Raw genomic sequence first — 19040 nt, 5'->3', positions numbered from 1 at the left:
TTAGGGAATGAGTTCTTTATTTAATGTTCATTTTCTGGATTTGCACACTATTCGCTATTTGCCATTCGCTATGCGCTGTCTTATGATATGAGGCAAAAAAAAAATCGGAATTTTGGTAAACACGCCGCTTTTGCCTCAGTTTTGGGCATACTATGCGCCTGCGCTTCCGGGGGGGGGGCATATTTTGTTTCCCCCAATCTGCGCACGGCGGCGGACTCAAGGGTGGCGGTTCTGCCCTTTGACAACCAGTCCACCGATATTACGGCCCCGGAATATATGCGTAAACTTTCCGGAGAGCATTTTTCAAAGTGGGGATATGCGCCGGTCGCTTTTGAGGATGCCGACGAAAAACTGAAAAGCATGGGCATCTCGGACGGCGGCCAGCTTCCCTCTGTTACGCCGGCCCGGCTGGGGGCCGTTCTGGGGACGGATCTGCTTTGTTATGGGTATGTTGAGGACTTTACTTTCCAGAATCTGGCATTCGTGGTGCGCAAGTCCGTGGTCCTGCGGCTTAAAATCGTTTCAGCCTCAAGCGGCGAGACGCTTTTTGAGGCCTCGGGCGCGGGCAAGGACATAAAATTCTACCTGCATAAAGAAGATGCCAAACAAGCTTTTGTTGAAAACGCGGCGGTAAAACTGGTGGAAAACATCTTCAAATCTCCGCTGCATCAGGAAGCTGAACTGGCGGTAAACCATGTGTTTGACAGGATGCCAAAAAGGTAGGAAGCAGAGCTGGTAGGCGTGTAGGCTGGTATGCTAGTATGCTTTTTGTGGGATTACTAAATTAGGCTTACAAGCCTACTCGCATACTAGCCTGCTAGCAAAATCAAAATTACCGGAGGAGAAAATGATTAGAAATAAACTTGTGGCACTCAGCGGATTTGTAATTCTGGCGGCCGCTTGCGCGCCTTCAAAAACAGTCAAAATGCAGCAGGCGCTGAGCGCCAATGAAACAGAACATCTCGAGTCAAAATACACCGGCCCCAAGCGCCGTATAGGCGTGGTGGAATTTGAAAATAAATCCGCCTACGGCCAGGGGCGCCTTGGAGGGGCAGCCTCGGACATCCTTATAACCGAACTGGTAAAGTCGGGCAAATTCATAGTGGTGGAACGCGACAAGATGAATAAAATAATGGAGGAGCAGAAGCTTCAGGCCCAGGGTACCATAGACGCCCAGACGGCGGTGCAGCTGGGTAAAATAATGGGGCTTGAGGCCATAATTGTCGGCTCTGTATCCCAATTCGGAGTGAAAACGGAAGGGTCCGATTATCTTATAACACAGTCAAAGCAGCAGGTAGCCGATGTTACCGTGGACATCCGCCTGATAGATACGCAGAGCGGGCAGGTTTTAATGGCCGATTCCGGCAAGGGGCAGGCTAAGTCCAAAAAAAAGAGTTTCCTCGGCATGGGCACGAAAGGCGGCTATGACGAAACTCTTGAGGGTGAGGCCCTGCGGGCTTCCATAGCGCAGTTCGTGGACAACATAGCCAGTCAGCTCAACAAAAAGGCCTGGTCCTGCATGGTAGCGGACGCTTCCGGTGAGGAGCTCTACCTTAACGCGGGACAGGACTCCGGTGTTAAGCCCGGCATGAAACTTGATTGCTTCCACCAGGGTTCTGAAATACGCGACCCGGGTTCCAATCTGGTAATAGGCCATAGGGAAGAGTATATCGGCTCGGTGGAAGTGGACCGTTATTGCGGCGATTCCGGGGATTGCTCTATAGCCAGACTGACGCGCGCCGCGAGCGCGGGCGCCAAGGCGAAAGATATCTGCCGGTTGGCAAAGTAGGAAAGCAGCGCTTCAGGGCTTCAGAGCTGATTTGATTGAGATCTGATTTATGCTGGCAAAAATACGAACTCTCGCCCTTCGGGGCATAGACGGCTTCAATGTAAGCGCCGAAGTTGATATTGCCGCGGGACTGCCGGCGTACGCCGTGGTGGGCCTGCCTGATGCCGCCGTAAAAGAGTCTAAAGACAGGGTGATAGCCGCCGTGCGGAATTCCGGTTTTGACTTTCCCTCAAAAAGAATTACGGTGAACCTCTCCCCGGCGGAGCTTAAAAAATCAGGCACTCATTTCGATCTGCCCATAGCGCTGGGAGTGCTTGCGGCTTCGGGTGGAATTGAGAAACCCTCTCTTGAAAAACTTGAAAATCTGGCGTTTATAGGCGAGCTTGCGCTTGACGGCAGCCTGCGGCCCGTGGCCGGAGTGCTGCCAATGCTGGTTTCACTTAAAAAAACAGCCGTAAAAGCCGTGATAGTGCCGGAAGGCAACTCCCGGGAAGCCGCGGCGTCGGGCATTGAGTGTTTATACGCGGCTAACCTGAAGGAAGTGGCGGCTTATGTCAACGGCACCAGCCCTTTAAAACCCTGCGAAGCGGATACTGCGCCGCGCGCGGAAAACTCTTTGGGGGATTTTTCCGAAGTTAAAAATCAGGTTTTCGCCAAGCGCGCCCTTGAGATAGCGGTTGCCGGTTTCCATAATGTCATCATGGTGGGTCCGCCGGGCGCCGGTAAAAGCATGCTGGCGCGCCGCTTCGGCGGGCTTTTGCCCGAGCTCAGTTTTGAGGAAAAACTCGAAACCACTAAAATTTATTCCGCCAGCGGCCTGGTTAAGGGCTCGCGCCTGATAAGCGAGCGCCCTTTCAGGGAGCCGCATCACACTATTTCGGATGCCGCGCTTATAGGCGGAGGCTCAAACCCGAGGCCTGGCGAAGTGTCGCTGGCGCATAACGGGGTGTTATTTTTGGACGAGTTCACGGAATTCTCAAGGCCGGCGATAGAGGCCTTGCGTGAGCCGCTTGAGGCCTGGAAAGTAACGGTATCCCGCGTTAAAGAAACGGTAGTCTATCCCGCCCGCTTCCTGCTGGTCGCCGCCATGAACCCCTGCCCCTGCGGCTATCTTGGCCACCCGACCAAGGAATGCTCCTGCACGCCTTTGCAGGTGCATAAATACAGGAGCAAAATTTCGGGGCCGATACTTGACCGCATAGATCTGCATATACAGCTTTCCGCTATAAAATACGCCGACTGGGAAGCCATCCCCAAAGGCGAAAGTTCGCGCGCCATAGCGGAGCGGGCGCTCAAAGCCATAAACATACAGCGGGAGCGTTTCGCGGTTTCAAAAACGAGGGCCAACGCCTTCATGGGCGTATCGGAGATACGAAAATATTGCCGCGTTCCTGAAGGCGCTTCCGCCGTGCTTGAAATGGCTATGAACAAACTGGGCTTCTCGGCCCGCTCGCTTGACAAAATACTCAAAATTTCAAGGACCATCGCGGATTTGGAAGGCGCCGCAGAGATTAAAAGGGAACATATAATAGAAGCCGTACAATACCGGATGCTTGACAGGGCGTCGGAGTTGTCGGGGTTGAGGTAAGTGTTTCATTCGAATCAGATGCGAATTGAAGGATATGCGAATAAATTCCAATACTGTCACAAATCGCTGATTCGCATAAATTCGCATTTTCATCGATTCGCAGTATTGTTCGCATGTACGGAGGCTATATGAAAAGATTTATTTTTGCGGCGCTTTTATGCGCTTTATGCGGCGGGCTTAACGCGCAGCAGGCGCAACCGCTGAAAATCGAATTAGCAGCTGACAAATCCAAAGCCGGGGTTGCCGTAAGCTCCGCACCGGCGGGTCCTGAGGTTAAACCCGCCATAAACCTTTCCACCGCCGCCGTAAAAGCGGAAACTGAACCTGCCGCGGCCCGGGTCGGGCCCGTTGCGGCCGCGGCCAAGCCTGAAACCGGAGGCGGCCTCACCGTTAATAAGCGGCACATCGTGGTCCGGGGTGACACGCTTTGGGATCTTTCCCGTAAATATTACGGCGATCCTTTCAAGTGGGGGAAGCTATACAACGCCAATCGCAATTCCATTTCAAATCCAGACCTCATTTATCCTAAAAATAAGCTGGAAATCCCGGACTTAACCGAAAACTTAATAATAGGCGAGGATGAAACGCTAAAAGAGCCGGAGCTGAGGTCCTCCGAAATTATAGCAGCGGAGGAGGCCTCCTCGCCCGCAAACCCGGATGCCGTCACAACCGGAGCTCAGACGAAGCCGCTCCCGCAGCCGGCAGAAAAACTGGAGGAATTATTCAAAGACGGCGATCTTTCTGAAGATATGCCTCAGGGTCAGAAGGAATGGAGTTCCGGTGTTAAAATAGTCGGAGATAACTGGCGCGAAGACGGCGTTATAACCGCGAAAGCCGCCTCTAATAACGAAATGGAAGACAGCTTTTCATTGAGCGGTGAGACAGTGCTGGTCGGCCTGCGCTCGAAAGATTCCGTAAAAAAAGGCGATTATCTTGACGCTTATCTAAAAGGGGCATCCGCTTACGATAAAAAAGGCAAAAGGCTGGGTTTTGAACTGCAGCGCGCCGGTATGCTTGAGGTTTTAAGCGTGGACGGCAGCCGGGTAAATGCAAAAGTGCTGGACGCTTCAACTCCCATACGCAAAGGCCTGCTGGTGAAAAAGAAATAGAGGCGGGGGAAAATGCAAAGTGTAAAGTGCAAAATGGAAAGTATCTAGGGGAATATGGCTGTTTCAGCTGAAGAAGAAAAACTGGCCAGGGTGAGGATAAACGCTTTTTCCTGCTTGAGAAGCGATTGGGCGCTGCGCCTTATCGCGCTTTACGGGGGGGCGCGCGAGATACTTTACAGAACTCCGGCTGAATTGTCCTCGGACGGCGGCTTAAGTCTTGAAACCGCGGAGCGTTTTGTAAGGGAAACTAAAACTTTTGACCCCGTCAAAGAGCTTGACCTTGCCCTTAAGGCCGGCGCGCGCGCTTTGACCGCGCTTGACCCCGACTACCCCCAGCTGCTTAAAGACATTTACGACCCGCCGCTTGTCCTTTATGTAAAGGGGCAATTCAGCGCGGCGGCGCCTGCCGTGGGCGTGGTGGGTACGCGCAAAGCCACGAACTATGGACTGAGAACCGCCGCGCGGCTTGCATGTGAACTTTGCGGCGCCGGCGTTACCGTGGTAAGCGGGCTCGCGCGAGGGATAGACACGGCCGCCCACGAGGCCGCGCTTAAGGCGGGCGGCGTCACATGGGCCGTTATCGGCACAGGCTTGAATATTTGTTATCCGCGTGAGAATACCCGGCTTGCCCGTGAAATAGTTGAAAAAGGCGGGGCCGTTTTTTCTGAATTCCCTATGGGGGCGGGCGCACTGCCGGTAAGTTTCCCAAGGCGCAACCGGGTTATATCAGGGCTTTCTCGCGCCGTAGTGGTGGTGGAGGGCGATTTTAAATCCGGAGCGTTGATTACCGCCCGCGCGGCCCTTGAGCAGGGCAGGGAGGTGCTGGCGGTGCCGGGGCAGGTGGATTGCCCGGTGGCACGGGGGCCCAATTATCTTATTAAAAACGGCGCCGCGCCGGCCGAAGACGCTTTGGATATTATCTCAAGCTTTCCGCCGGAAGCTATGTTCGGCCTTAAAACCTCGGCGTTTTCAAAGCCGGAAGGGGACGGCGGCGCCGGTATTCTAAAAACGCTTTCGGAAGACGCCAACGCGGCCTGGGCCGTGCTCAAAGAATCGCCCGAAGGCCTTTGCGCCGATGAAGTGATGCTGAAGCTTTCCATGGCGGGAACGCCGGGCGCCGCGGCCTGGGGTGTCCAGCGCGCGGGAGCGGCCCTTTTTGAGCTTGAAACCTCGGAATTGATCGTGTTAAAAAGCGGCAAATATTCCCGTTCCGTTTAACCTTCAACTTTTTTTAGAAATTGTAACGCCGGGTTTATGGCTTTGGGTTGAAGTATATATGTTGGTTGGGGGCCTGTCGAGGGTGTGGGCCCGGAGGGCACGGCGTCGCGCACACAGTGCGCGCGCCTCACCACTCGGCCTCGGCGCTGCGCAAGCCTCGGTCTGCGTGAAGGCCCTCCGAACCCACACCCTCGCCACCCCTTTCAGTTATCACGTTTCTCCGGCACTTCTTTAAATTAATAGGTGTTTGTCCCGCCCTTTTTACGATACATCTAAATTGCCCACCCAATAGTCGCAGCCAGCCTTATAATTAGCAGGGCATTTGCCCGAATATGTTAAAGGATTAGATAAGCAAAGGTAACTTTTAATAAAAAATGATTTTAGTTGCAATTTTTTTTATTGATATCTATATAAAATACAAGTATGACATTTTAAAAAAATAGCTACATTTTTTATAATTTCCTATTCCGTCCACGGGAAAAAAGCTAGAATATACAAATATTATGGCTGAAAAAAATAAAACAGGCAGAAGTCTTGTTATTGTCGAGTCTCCCACCAAGGAAAAAACCATAAGCCGGTTCCTTGAAGGCGCTTTCACGGTCAGAAGCTCGTACGGACACGTGCGCGACCTGCCCAAGGGGGAGCTTGGGGTGGATGTGGAACACGGTTTTACCCCGAAGTATGTGGTAATTGAGCGCGCGAAAAGAATAATCGCGGAGTTGAACACGCTTGCCAAGGGCGCGGACGTCATTTATCTTGCCACCGACCCCGACCGCGAGGGGGAAGCCATTTCCTGGCATTTGCGCGAAGTGATGAACGCGGACAAAGCCAAATTTAAACGCATTTCCTTTCATGAAATAACCAAAACGGCCATCGCGGCCTCCCTTAAATCTCCGCGTGAGCTTGACCTGAACATGGTAAACGCCCAGCAGGCGCGGCGCGTGATAGACCGCCTTGTGGGCTACAAACTTTCGCCGCTTCTTTGGGCGAAGATAAAAAGCGGCCTTTCGGCCGGCCGCGTGCAGTCGGTGGCGGTGCGCCTTATCGCAGAGCGCGCCAAAGAAATAGCGGCTTTCAACGAAGAGGATTATTACACGCTGGCGGGTATGCTGACCAAGGGGGAAAGCAAGCCCTTTGAGGCTAAGCTTGTCCGCTGGCAGGCAAAGCCGGTGGAACAGACCATTACGCTTAAGCTTTTCGCCGAGGATTACCGCTACAAGACCTCTGTTTTCAAAAAAATGGAAGATACGGTCGAGGCCGCCACGCTTCTGCGCCGCAGCGTTTTAAAGGTTTCAAAGCTTGAAGCCAAGGTAGTAAGGCAGAAGCCGAAACCCCCGTTCATTACAAGCACGCTCCAGCAGGACGCTTACAATAAACTCGGCTTTTCCTCGGAGCGCACCATGAAGGTGGCGCAGAGCCTTTACGAGGGCGTGGAAATGGGCGGCGAAAGCGCCGGCCTTATCACCTACATGAGGACCGATTCTTTTAATGTCGCCCTTGAGATGCAGAAAGAAACCGCAAAGTTCATAGGGGAGTTCTACGGCAAGGATTTTGTGCCCGCCAAGCCGCCGCTTTACCTGAAAAAGGTAAAAGGCGCCCAGGAAGCTCACGAGGCGATACACCCCACCGGCGTAGCGCGAAAACCCGAAGACATGGGCAAGTTCCTGACAGGCGAACAGGCCAAACTGTATGACCTTATATGGCGGCGGTTCGTGGCAAGCCAGATGGAAGACGCCGTTTTTGACTCCGTCAGCGTTGAATTTTCGGACGAAAAGGGCGCGGCGGTTCTGCGCACCAGCGGGCGCACGGTTAAATTTGAAGGATACCTGAAGGTTTATATAGAGGAAAAGGAAGAGGATGTTGACGCCGAGGGCGAAGAAGAGGCCGCGATACCGCCGTTAAAAGAGGGGGATATCGTGAACCTGAAGGATGTGGAGGCCACCGCCCATAAAACCAGCCCTCCTCCCAATTATAACGAGGCCAGCCTGATAAAAACGCTGGAAAAGAACGGCATCGGCCGTCCTTCTACCTACTCGGCCATAATCAGGAATATCGTGGAACGGGGCTATATAAACAAAGAAAAAGACCGCAAACTGCTTATCACCGAACTTGGCGCGCTGGTCACCGAAAAGCTGAAAGGCTTTTTCCACGAGATCATGGAAATTTCCTATACCGCCTCCATCGAGGACAAACTGGACGACGTGGCCGACGGCACCGTGGACTGGGTGAAGCTGATGGGGGAATTTTATGTTCCCTTCTCTAAAACGCTTGCCAAGGCGGAAAAGGACATGATTAAAACCCGGCCCACTGTGATAAAGACCGAAGAAAAATGCCCGTTGTGCCTGTCGCCCATGGACCTGCGGGAAAGCCGCTTCGGCAAATACCTTTCCTGCTCGCGCTTTCCGAAATGCAAGGGTAAGGTGCCCCTGGACAGGGAAGGCAATAAACAGGAATTTTTTGCGCCCATCAAGACCGAAAAAACCTGCGAAAAATGCAAAAAAAACGCCATGCTGCTCAGAAAAAGCGCGCGCGGATTTTTTCTCGCCTGTTCCGGATTCCCGAAGTGCCGCAACATAGTAAAAGTAACCCCCGAAGAGGTGGAAAAGCTGACCGGCGGCGCGGGCAAGGCGGCATAACTGCTTTAAGCCGTATGCCTTAAGCCATATGCTTTTAAGGAGTTCCTTGCAAGCCTATGGCATATGGCTTAAAGCATATGGCATTTACCAACCTGATTCATGAACTTTCTTATAGAAAAATTCCTGCTGCACATAAAGTCGCAGAGGAATTTTTCAAAGCACACGGTAAAGGCTTACAGCTTTGACCTTAAAGAGTTCGCCGGCTACCTTAAAGGTCTGGGCGTTGATTCCCCTCAAAAAATCGGGCGCATGGAAGTGCGCGGCTATATCGCGTTCATAAGCGAGCGCAAGGTGTCGCGCAGCACCCTTTTAAGGAAAATTTCCGCCGTGCGGTCTTTTTTGTCCCACCTGCTTTCAAACGGTGAAATGGAAAACGACCCCTTTGAGCTTGTAACCATACCAAAAACGGAGAAACGCCTGCCCCGCTTCCTTACCGAGGGCGAAGTGGGCCGCCTTGAGGACTCTAACGCCCCCGGGCAGGTAAACGCCAAAGAAAAAAATTATTTTTTCGCGGCAAGGGACTTTGCCATTTTCACGCTTATGTATTCAAGCGGGCTAAGGCGTTCGGAAGTGTCGGGCCTCAATATAGGTGACCTGGATTTTTACGGAGGGTTCGCGCGCGTGATGGGCAAGGGCTCAAGAGAGCGCCTTGTGCCGGTGGGGGATAAGGCGCTGACGGCTTTAAGGGTTTACCTCGACACCAGGCCAAAGCCGGTTTCTCCCGGCCTGCCGCTTTTTTTAAACCATATAAACACAAGGCTGACCGACGCGGGAGTCGCGTTCATTGTCAAGAAAATGGCCCGCCGGGCCCGCTTCACGCGCACTCTTAACCCGCACGCTATAAGGCATTCCTTCGCCACGCATTTGCTGGACCACGGCTGCGACCTCAAGTCAGTGCAGGAAATGCTCGGCCACAAAAACCTGGCCACCACTCAGATTTACACCCATATGTCGCTTGAGCGCCTTAAGGAAGTGTACGATAAGGCGCATCCGAGGGCAAAAAAATAGCGTATAGGGGTGAGAAGATAGGGTTTAAGATGGTATTAAACGCTGAATTAAAGGAAAGACCGGAGAATAAAGCGGAAGGCTGTTAAAAATCGGTGTAAATTTATGTTGCTTTTCCCCGCTGCACTAAACCACTATTCGCTATTTGCTATCCGCTATCCCCTGCCCTTATATGCCTTTTGACACCTCATTAGACAATGCCCCCGAAATACTGGCCCGCCTGGCCCGGGCCGCCGGTGCGCGCCCGGATTTAACGCAGGGCGGCGGCGGCAATGTTTCACTGAAGCTGAATTCCGAGCGCATGCTTATTAAGGCTTCAGGCGTAAAACTAAAAGATGTGTCGCCTGAGGGCGGTTACGCCCTGGTAAACTACGGCAATATACGCCGCCGCATAGCTTCCGGTCCCGGCGGCGAGGGGGAGTTTTCCGATTACATCTGTTCCCAGTCCCTGCCGGTTAAAGGTGTGAAAGCCGCCAAGCCGTCCATTGAGACCGGCTTCCATTCGCTTTTAAATACGGCGGTTATACATACTCATTCGGTTTACGCCAATATACTTAACATGAGCGCAGAAGGTCACTCCCTGGGCAAAAAAATGTTTCCCGATGCGGAGTTCATCCATTATAGATCCCCGGGGCCGCAATTATGCGCGGCAATAAACGACCGGGCAAGAGCCAGCGGGCCTCAAATTTTCTTTCTTGCCAACCATGGCCTTGCCGTGGCCAACGCGGGCGTTTCGGGCGCTCTGGAACTTAGCGATCGGGTAAATGACACCATAAGGCGCGGGCTCTGTCTGCCGCCTTACCCGGTCATCGCGCCGGCGGCTGTTCTTTCCCCGCATAATACCGCCCGCCTTGCCCATTACGGCGTGCGGTTCATGGTTGAAAATGTGTTTTCGCCGGACCAGGCTCTGTATTGCGGCCCGGAGTCGCTTGAGGGGCGTGGGGAAATGGCAGCCGTAAACGAAGTGCTTACGGCGCTCTTCTATATTTTGGATTGTATGAAGGCGCTTAAGCTGACGCCTATATTCCTGTCAAAGGCCGAGGTTCAATATTTTGACACCATGAAAAGCAATAGTGCAGGGGCTAGCGGCTAGCGGAGAGGGCAAAGATATAAGGAACTCCTTGCCCTAAACCCCTATCCGCTAGCCGCCGGCCCCTGTTGTACCTAAAACACCAGATTCGGCTGTAATATGAATTGGAAAGCGCTGGTGGTTTTCATTTTCCCGGCGTCGGAAAGAGGGCCGGAATATTTCTCGTCCGCCGTCCATATAAAGCCAAGCCCCAGACTGAAGGCCAGGCGCGAATTCTTCATTGGGAATTTCTTATCCACCAGAAAGTAGTGGCGTATGGGTTTAAATGTTTTCTGCGAAAAATCCGAAATATATTCGATCCCGCTGTTGTGCAGCCAAAAATTGCTTTTGCCGCTCTCCTTGAAATCCGTGCGGCTGCGCCTGAAGCCTATATAAAATGAGTCGGCTATGTACGGATTGGCATGGAATTTTGTCCCTACGCGGAAGCTCCAGCGCAGTTCGCGGTCAGCCAGTATCTGCTCGCCTTTAAGCTTGGCTTCGGTTTCCACCCAGTTGTCCTTTATTAAAACGTTGTCCTTTATGTGGTAATTGCCTATGTTTATAAGTATACCGGAATAGCCGTTGCGCTTGCCCTCGTAGGCTTTTTTTATCGAGTCAAAAGAAACCACATTCCCGAAGAAAAACGACAGCGCCCAGGGTTCCTCAAAGCCGGCGGTAATGGCCTGCACGGCGTTAAAATTGCTGTTCAGCTGCATGTTATTGTAAAAACCGGACTGGTGCTTCTTTATCAGGGTTCCGGCGTAAGGCAGAGGGTTAATACTGGCTTCAACCACAAAAGTGCGCGGCAGATAGAACTTCCGGATGAGTTCCCTGTAAATCTCCGCTTCGGAGGCCACTTTCATGTGCGGTATGGGTTTGCCGGTAAGGCTGTTATACACGCCGAAGGCCGAGTAGTACGGGTCCAGTTCAAGTTCATAGGTGGTTTTCTTTTCCGCCGGCTCTTCGGCAAAAGCGGAACCCGCCGCCAGCAGCAGCGCCAAAGAGATTATTATCCTCATATGAATCATAATCTATCATATCACGGCCCGGTTAATCTATCAAAGCGGCATTTATAGTAAAATAAAATAAATCTGATCGGCATTTTCAGTGAATCCAATTCCGGCCGTTAGCGAGGTCTATTATGGCTATAAGAAGAATCTGTAAATACGGAGAAAAGATACTTGAAAAAAGCGCCAGGAAAGTGAATTTTGAAAAAGCTAAAAAGGACCTGCCCGGCATTTTAAAGGACATGTTCGAGACTGCGGAAGCCGTTAACGGCACGGGACTCGCGGCTAACCAGATAGGTTTGGACCTGCGGCTCGCGATCATTATAATAAAAAAAGATAACGAAGAAGACCTGAAGATAGTGCTTATCAATCCGGAACTGGTGGCGAAGTCCGGTTCCATGACGGAAGAAGAGGGTTGTCTCTCGCTTCCCGGACTGTTCGCCAGGATAAAAAGATTTTCCAGGGTTAAGGCCAGGGCGCTGAACGAAAAAGGCCTGCCTATAGAAATAAACGCTGAGGGTCTTTTGGCGAAGGCGGTTCAGCATGAGCTGGACCATCTTGACGGGGTGCTTTTTGTGGACAGGCTGCCCTTCATTACCCGCATGAAGCTTAAACCGGTGCTTATGCGGCTCAAGCGCCGATGGAAGAAGATGGACGAAACCAGGATGCGGACGGTAAAGAGTAACCGGTAAAAGAAAAAATATGGGAAGTCTGGAAAAAATTTTATTTCCTCCCAAGAAAAGGAAGTGGAAAGGAAGCCGGGCCTTGCGCATCACGCTGCGCACGGTTCATCTGTTGAGCTTTTCCGTGTTATTCGGGGGACATTGGTTCGGCCTTCCCCGCGCCGAGCTTATGCCCTGTCTGTACTGGGCGATTTTTTCAGGCGCCGGCCTCATCGCGCTGGAACTCTGGGCCGGTTTTGATTGGGCCTTCCAGCTCGCGGGCGGCATGGTGCTGGTCAAACTTGTCATTCTGGCGCTGGTCCCGGTGTTTTGGGAGCGCCGCGTCGGTATGCTTGCGGCGGTAATGGTTATCGGTTCCGTCGGCTCGCATATGCCCGCCTCGCTGCGCCATTTTCACTTCTTTCCCGCCCGCGGAAATTTCTTATAGAAAAAAACGGCCGGAGTTTTTTCGCTTTGGTTATAGAATTGCACGATAGCCAAGTCGGGGTCCCTCCATTTAACACAGCCGGCTTATCAGCGAAAAAATGCGTGAGCCCAAAATGGCCCCGCCGCTTGCCTTTTTTGTATTATAATTTCAGGAGGATTTATGAACGCAACGATCATTGTTTTCGTCCTTTATTTGGCGGCGCTGCTGGGGATTACTTTCTTCACGGCAAGCATGTCCGAGACCGCTTCTGATTTTGTTCTGGGCGGCAAAAAGATCTCAGGGCTTTCATTGGCTTTATCGGAAAGAGCCACCGGCGAATCCGCGTGGCTGATCCTGGGGCTGACCGGCGAGGCCTTTCTGCTGGGCATGCAGGCGTTCTGGTTCGCGCTTGGCTGTGTGGCTGGCATAGTTTTTATCTGGTTCGCCATGAGCAACAGGCTCAGGCTTGAAACCGAAAAAACCGGGGCGCTGACCATCACAAGCCTGCTGTCAAACAGATTCCCCGGCGCGGAAAGGACCATCGGAACGCTGTCTTCTCTTATTATTATTTTCTTCCTGTTGTTCTACATCGAAGCGCAGTTTTACGGCGGAGGGAAAGTGCTGTACGACACTTTCGGGATCGATCCTATATGGGGCACTGTCATAGGTTCGCTGATAGTCGTATTTTACTGCATGATAGGCGGATTTATCACTGTCGTCGCGACGGATGTTTTCCAGGCCGTCCTGATGATAATTTCTCTGATAGTTTTGCCGGCGATCCTGTTCTTTATCGCTTCAAAAAATAATATTCATGTCGCCGCCGCAATTCAAAACGCGGGCCTGTCCTACAGCTCGCTTACCGCCGGGAAAACCGGGCTGAGCGCGGCGCTTTTAATTATCAGCGGTTTAAGCTGGGCTTTGGGATATACCGGGCAGCCCCAGCTTCTCATAAGAATGATGGCCGTCAGAAATGAAAAAGACATAAAGACGGCCAAGTGGACAGCCACCGCCTGGACGCTGATAGCTTACGGCGGCGCGCTGCTTATAGGCTGGCTGGGGTTCGCTTTTGTGAACGGCGGGCTGATAGGCGGCGACTCCGCGGCGAGACTCGCCGATGTGAATAATAAAGGGTTTGAAATGATATTCCCCGTGCTTGTGAACAACTTCATCACCCCGATAGTGGCCGGCGTGCTGCTTGCGGGCGCGATATCCGCTATGATGTCCACAGCGTCGTCGGAGATCATACTATGTTCCTCCGCCATAACCCAGGACTTATACGGGAATTACTCGAAAAAGCAGTTGTCGGCGAAGGCGGCCCTGTGGTTTAACAGGATCATGACCCTGCTTGTGGGACTCGCGGCTTTTATAATGGCTCTTATGGTAAAAGACTCGGTTTTCGGATTGGTTTCCTACGCGTGGTCGGGTATCGGCTCGTCCATCGGCCCCGCATTGTTATTGGTCCTGTTCTGGGGTAAGATATCAAGGTCCGGGGTTGTAGCGTCTTTGATATCCGGCACCGCCGGCACAATAATCTGGAAATCTTTTTTTGAGAAAGGCACCGGGATCTCCGAAAGGCTGACCAGTTTTATATTCGCCTTTCTGATGGCCGTGATATTCTCGTATATTTTCCCTGAAAAAAACGATAATAAGCCCGCCGGCCCGGTTGCCGAACCGCGCCTGAATAATGCCCGTGAATGAATCCTAAAATCATAATATCCGGCGCCGCTGAAAACAACCTTAGACAGGTTTCTCTTGAAATCCCGCATTACCGGCTGATAGTCGTGACCGGCGTGTCGGGCAGCGGGAAATCAAGCCTGGTATATGATGTCCTCTGCCGCGAAGGCCAGCGGCTGTTTTTGGAAAATTTTCTTTCGGGAAGCAGAAACCCTGATAAAAAACTGCGCAAACCCAAAGCCGATGCGATAAGCGGCCTGTTCCCTGTTATCGCGGTGAACCAGCAGACGGCGCTGCGCAATCCCCGGTCCACGGTCGGAACGCTTACCGAAATCTATGATTACCTGCGCCTGCTGTTCGCCCGGCTCGCCGTTTCTCCCGGAGTGAAAACAAAACCCGAGCGCAGCCTGTTTTCTTTTAATTCGCCGTCGGGCTATTGTCCGCACTGTAAAGGCCTGGGCGTGGAAGACAGGATAGACCCGGCGCTCATCATCGGCGACGCTTCAAAAACATTGCGCGAGGGGGCGTCGGCGTTATCGACCCCGAACGGCTATATTATATATTCGCAGGTGACGATAGACGTGCTCGACCAGGTGTGCCGCTCCGAAGGGTTTTCCGTGGATATCCCCTGGAAGGACCTCGGCGAATACCAGAAAAACGTGGTGCTTTACGGTTCCGATAAAATAACCATTCCATTCGGCAAACATACCCTGGAGTCACGGATGCGTTGGACGGGCATGACGGCGCGTCCCCGCCAGGAAGGCTGTTACAGGGGCATTATCCCGATAATGGACGAGATACTGAAGCGCGACCGCAATCCGAATATTCTCCGATTTGTGCGTTCGTTCGCCTGCCCGCATTGCGGGGGAAAACGGCTTAACCCGGAAGCGCTTTCATATAAATTATGGGGATCGAATATCGCCGGGTTTTCCGCCATGAGCCTGAAACAGCTTCAGCGTTTTTTTGAAAAACTTGTACTGGAGGGAAAAGAAGCCGCGGTCGCGGAACCTGTCCGGGAACTTATTTTAAAGCGCAGCCGGATGCTTGAGCAGCTCGGGCTTGGCTATCTCGCTCTCGAGCGCGAATCCACAACGCTTTCAGGCGGGGAAGCGCAGCGCATAAGGCTGGCGAACCAGGCGGTAACCGGTCTGCGCAACGTGCTTTATGTGCTGGACGAGCCCAGCGCGGGGCTGCATCCTTCGGATCACCGGCGGCTGTTGGAACTGATGCGCGGTCTTGTAAAGAACGGCAATACGGTTATCGCGGTTGAACATGACGAGCAGACTATCCGTTCCGCGGACTGGATAATCGAGCTCGGCCCGGGGCCGGGTGAAGCCGGGGGAGAAGTTCTGTTCAGCGGCCCTTATGAAGAGTTCCTGGGCGGCGATACACCGGGGAGCCGGACGCTTGATTTTCTTAAAGGGAATGAAAAATTTGATTATTCACATGAAAAAGTAAACAGCGGCGAAAGAGGAAGCGCGCGGCTTTTCGGCGTTGATAATGCCGCAAAAAACAATCTTAAAGGTTTTAGCGCCAGATTTGCCGCAGGAAAGTTCAATGTTATCACCGGCGTTTCCGGAAGCGGCAAGTCGAGCCTTGTGGAAGACCTGCTGGAGCAGTTGTCCGGTAAAAAAGACCCCGCCGTTAACCCGTTTAAGCGGATAATCCATATTGACCAATCTCCCATTGGCCGCACGCCTAACAGCAACCCGTCCACCTATACCGGGATGTCCGATCATATCCGCGACTTGTTCGCGGCGCTGCCGCAGTCAAAACAGCGCGGCTATAAAAAAGGACAGTTTTCTTTCGTGGTGAAGGGCGGCCGGTGCGAGACCTGCGGGGGGGCGGGCGTACAGCAGATAGGAATGCATTTTCTCGGAAATATCGACGTTCCCTGCGAAGTCTGCGAAGGGAAACGGTTCACCAAAGAAACGCTGGAAATACTGTGGAACGGCAAATCCGTCGCCGATATCCAGGAGTTGTCGGTTACCGACGCGGACAATTTTTTCAAAGGCCATGATAAGATCACCCGCATAACCCGGACAATGATAGGGCTCGGGCTGGGTTATTTAAAGCTGGGTCAGCCGAGCACAACGCTTTCGGGGGGCGAGGCCCAGCGGGTAAAACTGGCGACCGAACTTTCAAAAACCAGCTCCGGGAATATACTCTATATATTGGACGAGCCCACCACCGGCCTTCATCTGGCCGATGTGCGCGTCTTGATCGCGGCTTTGCGCAAACTTACCGGGAAAGGACATACCATTCTTGCCGTAGAACATCACCAGGACTTTATCCTTTCCGCCGACCGGGTTATTGACCTGGGGCCCGGCAGCGGCGAGGAAGGCGGAAATCTGGTCTTTTCTGGCGCTCCCTCTTTACTTCTTGAATGCGAAACAAGCGTTACAGGCAGTGAACTGAAAAAGCATGTTTCGGGTAAAGCGGCGGGCGCCAGCCGCTCTCAGGCGGCGCCTGGCGTAATGGAAAAGAGCGCTTCCGCTCCTATCAGTCTTCGCGGCATAACCACGAATAATCTGAAGGGCTTCGACCTTTCCGTGGCGTTAAACAGTATTACGGCGGTTACCGGCGTTTCCGGCAGCGGGAAATCATCGCTGGTATTTGATACGTTTTATGCCGAAAGCCAGCGCAGATTCAGCGACGGACTGTCTTCCTATATCCGCCAGTTTATCGGCAAAACCGGCGATCCTCTGGTGGAATCTGTTTCGGGGCTGACACCCGCGGTGGCTGTCAGAAGAAAAGCTTCAACCAATACTCCCCGCTCAACAGTAGGCACTTATACCGGCTTATATGACTTATTGCGTCTTTTATACAGCCGCGCGGGTAAATATCCGGCGGGAATGGAGCCGCTTTTATCAAGCGTTTTTTCCTTTAACAGCGAAGAGGGCGCGTGCCCCGCTTGCGGCGGCATGGGATATATTACGGTCTGCGATCAGGAAAAATTAGTGACTCACCCGCAATTGCCCCTGACCGCCGGGGCGCTTGACGGCACTAAAACGGGAAAGTTCTACGGCGAGCAGCATGGCCAGTATACGGCCGCTCTCCGCGCGGCGGGCGAGCTTTCGGGAATTGATTTCAGCAAACCGTGGCAGGAGCTGACTCCGACGGAGAAGCAAACAGCCATGCGCGGCTTTCCCGGCCATACGCTTGAAGTAAAATGGAGTTACAAACGCGGCAGCCGCGAAGGTGTGCATACCTTTAAGGGGCAATGGAAAGGTTTCGCCGTCCTGGTTGAAGAAGAATACGCGCGAAAACACTCCGACTACCGGGGCGAAGCGATGCTGGCGCTGATGAAGCACGATAACTGTCCTTCCTGTAAGGGAAAGCGGCTTAAGGAAAGGCCTTTGCTGGTGACGCTCGCGGGACTGGATATCGCAGGGCTTTCTCAGCTTGAAGTATCGGAACTGGTCTCTTTCTTCAAAGAGAAGACCACAGCGGATATTCATTTGCGGGAAGCCTCAAAAAAGGCCGTTCTGGATCCTTTGGCCGCCGAAATACTTCGTAAACTGGAATCACTGACGCAGGCAGGGCTCGATTATCTCTCGCCCGCAAGGCTTATCTCCACACTGTCAGGCGGGGAGTTTCAGCGGCTGCAGATAGCCACGCAGATACATTCCGGCCTGACCGGTATTACATATATGCTCGATGAGCCTTCTTTCGGGTTGCACGCTTCTGACGCGGCAAGAATGAGCGGGATCGTAGAGGGGCTGCGTGACAGCGGCAACACCGTGCTTATGGTGGAACAATCGTCCGCCATGCTTGCCATTTCAGACAGGGTGATCGAATTAGGGCCTGCAGGCGGCACGGAAGGCGGAAAGATAATTGCCGACGGGAATCCTGAAACTTTTATCAGCGCGAAAGAACATGCGGATTTTGCCGGCAAAAGAAAACGGGTCCTGCAGCCCGGGCTTGAGGTACGCGGAGCCTTTGCTAACAATCTTGTCCGCGCGGATGTGGATATTCCGGGCGGAGGACTTATTGCCGTCACCGGCGTCAGCGGCAGCGGGAAAACAAGCCTGGTGAGCGAAGTTATCAGCGCTTCCTGGAGGAAAGGTAATCCTGTCAATTGCGCGGAATTCAGGATTACCGGAGCGCTTAACCATATGGTGATGGTGGAACAGGATATCCCGGCGGTATCTTATTCCGGCATTCCCGCAACTTTCCTGGGCATATTTGAACCTTTGCGCGATATGTTCTCGGATTGCGAAGCGGCGAAGAAAAATAAATGGAAAGCCGGTCATTTTTCTTTTTTATCCAGGGACGGGCGGTGCCCGGACTGCCATGGCTCAGGTTTTCATGAGGTCAGCATGGATTACTGGAGCGATGCCCGGGTTCTGTGCGAAACCTGCCATGGCTCGCGTTACAGGCCGGAGATCCGGGCGGCGCAAATTGACGGCGTTTCCATCATGGAACTGCTGAAAATGTCTTTTAGCGGGCTGCATTTGTTCCTTGAAAAACATCTTAAGGGGAAAAACAGGGAGAAGGTGCTGCAAATAATCGCTCTGGCTGAAAAGACGGGATTGGATTACTTATCCGCGGGGCAGCCCATACACACCTTATCGGCCGGCGAATTGCAGCGATTGAAACTTGCCGCGGGGATGGCGGAGGGAAAAGGAAGGCATACCCTGTATCTTCTCGACGAGCCTACGGGCGGGCTGCATTATAAAGATATTTCAAGGCTCCTGGCGCTGTTCGAGGAAATTATCGGTGAGGGCGGCAGCATCCTTTGCATCACTCATGAGCCGATGCTGACGCGCGCCGCCGACAGGATCATCAAAATAGGGCCCGGTGCCGGAAAAAAGGGCGGAAGGATCATCCGCGCGGGCTGAGCCGTAAACGGA

General features: G+C 52.9%; 13 protein-coding genes. 12 read left to right on the top strand and 1 reads right to left on the bottom strand.

Going from position 1 to position 19040, the window contains the following annotated elements; all coding sequences use genetic code 11:
• Positions 1-87: 87 nt before the first annotated feature.
• From NTX59_13540 to NTX59_13505, 8 genes are all read left to right on the top strand, one after another.
• Positions 88-723, top strand: coding sequence for a DUF799 family lipoprotein (locus NTX59_13540; GenBank protein ID MCX5786699.1), 636 nt, complete (start codon positions 88-90; stop codon positions 721-723).
• A gap of 124 nt (positions 724-847) precedes the next feature.
• On the top strand, positions 848-1789 hold the full coding sequence (locus tag NTX59_13535) for a hypothetical protein (GenBank protein ID MCX5786698.1): 942 nt from the start codon (positions 848-850) through the stop codon (positions 1787-1789).
• A 49-nt stretch (positions 1790-1838) separates the two neighbouring features.
• Positions 1839-3377 carry a YifB family Mg chelatase-like AAA ATPase gene (locus tag NTX59_13530; protein MCX5786697.1) on the top strand — a complete coding sequence of 513 codons (1539 nt, stop codon included), beginning with the start codon at positions 1839-1841 and terminating at the stop codon, positions 3375-3377.
• 128 nt (positions 3378-3505) lie between these two features.
• Complete coding sequence (locus tag NTX59_13525; GenBank protein ID MCX5786696.1) at positions 3506-4486, top strand: LysM peptidoglycan-binding domain-containing protein; 981 nt, start codon at positions 3506-3508, stop codon at positions 4484-4486.
• A 54-nt stretch (positions 4487-4540) separates the two neighbouring features.
• Positions 4541-5704, top strand: coding sequence for a DNA-processing protein DprA (gene dprA / locus NTX59_13520; GenBank protein ID MCX5786695.1), 1164 nt, complete (start codon positions 4541-4543; stop codon positions 5702-5704).
• 503 nt (positions 5705-6207) lie between these two features.
• Positions 6208-8340 (top strand): type I DNA topoisomerase, encoded by a 2133-nt coding sequence (gene topA, locus NTX59_13515; GenBank protein MCX5786694.1) that lies wholly within the window; start codon positions 6208-6210, stop codon positions 8338-8340.
• A 99-nt stretch (positions 8341-8439) separates the two neighbouring features.
• Positions 8440-9348 carry a tyrosine recombinase XerC gene (locus NTX59_13510; GenBank protein MCX5786693.1) on the top strand — a complete coding sequence of 303 codons (909 nt, stop codon included), beginning with the start codon at positions 8440-8442 and terminating at the stop codon, positions 9346-9348.
• A 169-nt stretch (positions 9349-9517) separates the two neighbouring features.
• The gene (locus NTX59_13505) at positions 9518-10438 is read left to right on the top strand and encodes a class II aldolase/adducin family protein (protein ID MCX5786692.1); all 921 of its coding nucleotides are present in this window, start codon (positions 9518-9520) and stop codon (positions 10436-10438) included.
• A gap of 71 nt (positions 10439-10509) precedes the next feature.
• Here NTX59_13505 and NTX59_13500 read toward each other — a convergent pair whose 3' ends face one another.
• Entirely contained in the window at positions 10510-11433 is a 924-nt protein-coding gene (locus NTX59_13500) for a hypothetical protein (protein MCX5786691.1), read from the bottom strand.
• A 122-nt stretch (positions 11434-11555) separates the two neighbouring features.
• Between NTX59_13500 and def the strand changes: the two genes are divergently transcribed.
• The 4 genes from def to NTX59_13480 all read left to right on the top strand — a co-directional run bounded on the left by def (position 11556) and on the right by NTX59_13480 (position 19028).
• Positions 11556-12113 (top strand): peptide deformylase, encoded by a 558-nt coding sequence (def, locus tag NTX59_13495; GenBank protein ID MCX5786690.1) that lies wholly within the window; start codon positions 11556-11558, stop codon positions 12111-12113.
• A gap of 10 nt (positions 12114-12123) precedes the next feature.
• Entirely contained in the window at positions 12124-12531 is a 408-nt protein-coding gene (locus tag NTX59_13490; GenBank protein ID MCX5786689.1) for a hypothetical protein, read from the top strand.
• Positions 12532-12690: 159 nt separating this feature from the next.
• Entirely contained in the window at positions 12691-14208 is a 1518-nt protein-coding gene (locus tag NTX59_13485; GenBank protein MCX5786688.1) for a sodium/proline symporter, read from the top strand.
• On the top strand, positions 14205-19028 hold the full coding sequence (locus tag NTX59_13480) for an ATP-binding cassette domain-containing protein (protein ID MCX5786687.1): 4824 nt from the start codon (positions 14205-14207) through the stop codon (positions 19026-19028). The genes NTX59_13485 and NTX59_13480 overlap by 4 nt, the downstream gene beginning before the upstream one ends.
• The last annotated feature ends 12 nt before the right edge of the window (positions 19029-19040 follow it).

This window comes from Elusimicrobiota bacterium (assembly GCA_026388155.1).
Lineage (GTDB): Bacteria > Elusimicrobiota > Elusimicrobia > Elusimicrobiales > UBA9959 > UBA9634.
The sequence above is the reverse complement of the archived record's forward strand: the minus strand, read 5'-3'. Positions and strand labels throughout refer to the sequence as shown.

Coding starts and splice junctions, on each gene's coding strand:
- NTX59_13540 (MCX5786699.1), top strand. CDS start 88: ATGAGGCAAAAAAAAAATCGGAATTTTGGTAAACACGCCGCTTTTGCC.
- NTX59_13535 (MCX5786698.1), top strand. CDS start 848: ATGATTAGAAATAAACTTGTGGCACTCAGCGGATTTGTAATTCTGGCG.
- NTX59_13530 (MCX5786697.1), top strand. CDS start 1,839: ATGCTGGCAAAAATACGAACTCTCGCCCTTCGGGGCATAGACGGCTTC.
- NTX59_13525 (MCX5786696.1), top strand. CDS start 3,506: ATGAAAAGATTTATTTTTGCGGCGCTTTTATGCGCTTTATGCGGCGGG.
- dprA (MCX5786695.1), top strand. CDS start 4,541: ATGGCTGTTTCAGCTGAAGAAGAAAAACTGGCCAGGGTGAGGATAAAC.
- topA (MCX5786694.1), top strand. CDS start 6,208: ATGGCTGAAAAAAATAAAACAGGCAGAAGTCTTGTTATTGTCGAGTCT.
- NTX59_13510 (MCX5786693.1), top strand. CDS start 8,440: ATGAACTTTCTTATAGAAAAATTCCTGCTGCACATAAAGTCGCAGAGG.
- NTX59_13505 (MCX5786692.1), top strand. CDS start 9,518: ATGCCTTTTGACACCTCATTAGACAATGCCCCCGAAATACTGGCCCGC.
- NTX59_13500 (MCX5786691.1), bottom strand. CDS start 11,433: ATGAGGATAATAATCTCTTTGGCGCTGCTGCTGGCGGCGGGTTCCGCT.
- def (MCX5786690.1), top strand. CDS start 11,556: ATGGCTATAAGAAGAATCTGTAAATACGGAGAAAAGATACTTGAAAAA.
- NTX59_13490 (MCX5786689.1), top strand. CDS start 12,124: ATGGGAAGTCTGGAAAAAATTTTATTTCCTCCCAAGAAAAGGAAGTGG.
- NTX59_13485 (MCX5786688.1), top strand. CDS start 12,691: ATGAACGCAACGATCATTGTTTTCGTCCTTTATTTGGCGGCGCTGCTG.
- NTX59_13480 (MCX5786687.1), top strand. CDS start 14,205: ATGAATCCTAAAATCATAATATCCGGCGCCGCTGAAAACAACCTTAGA.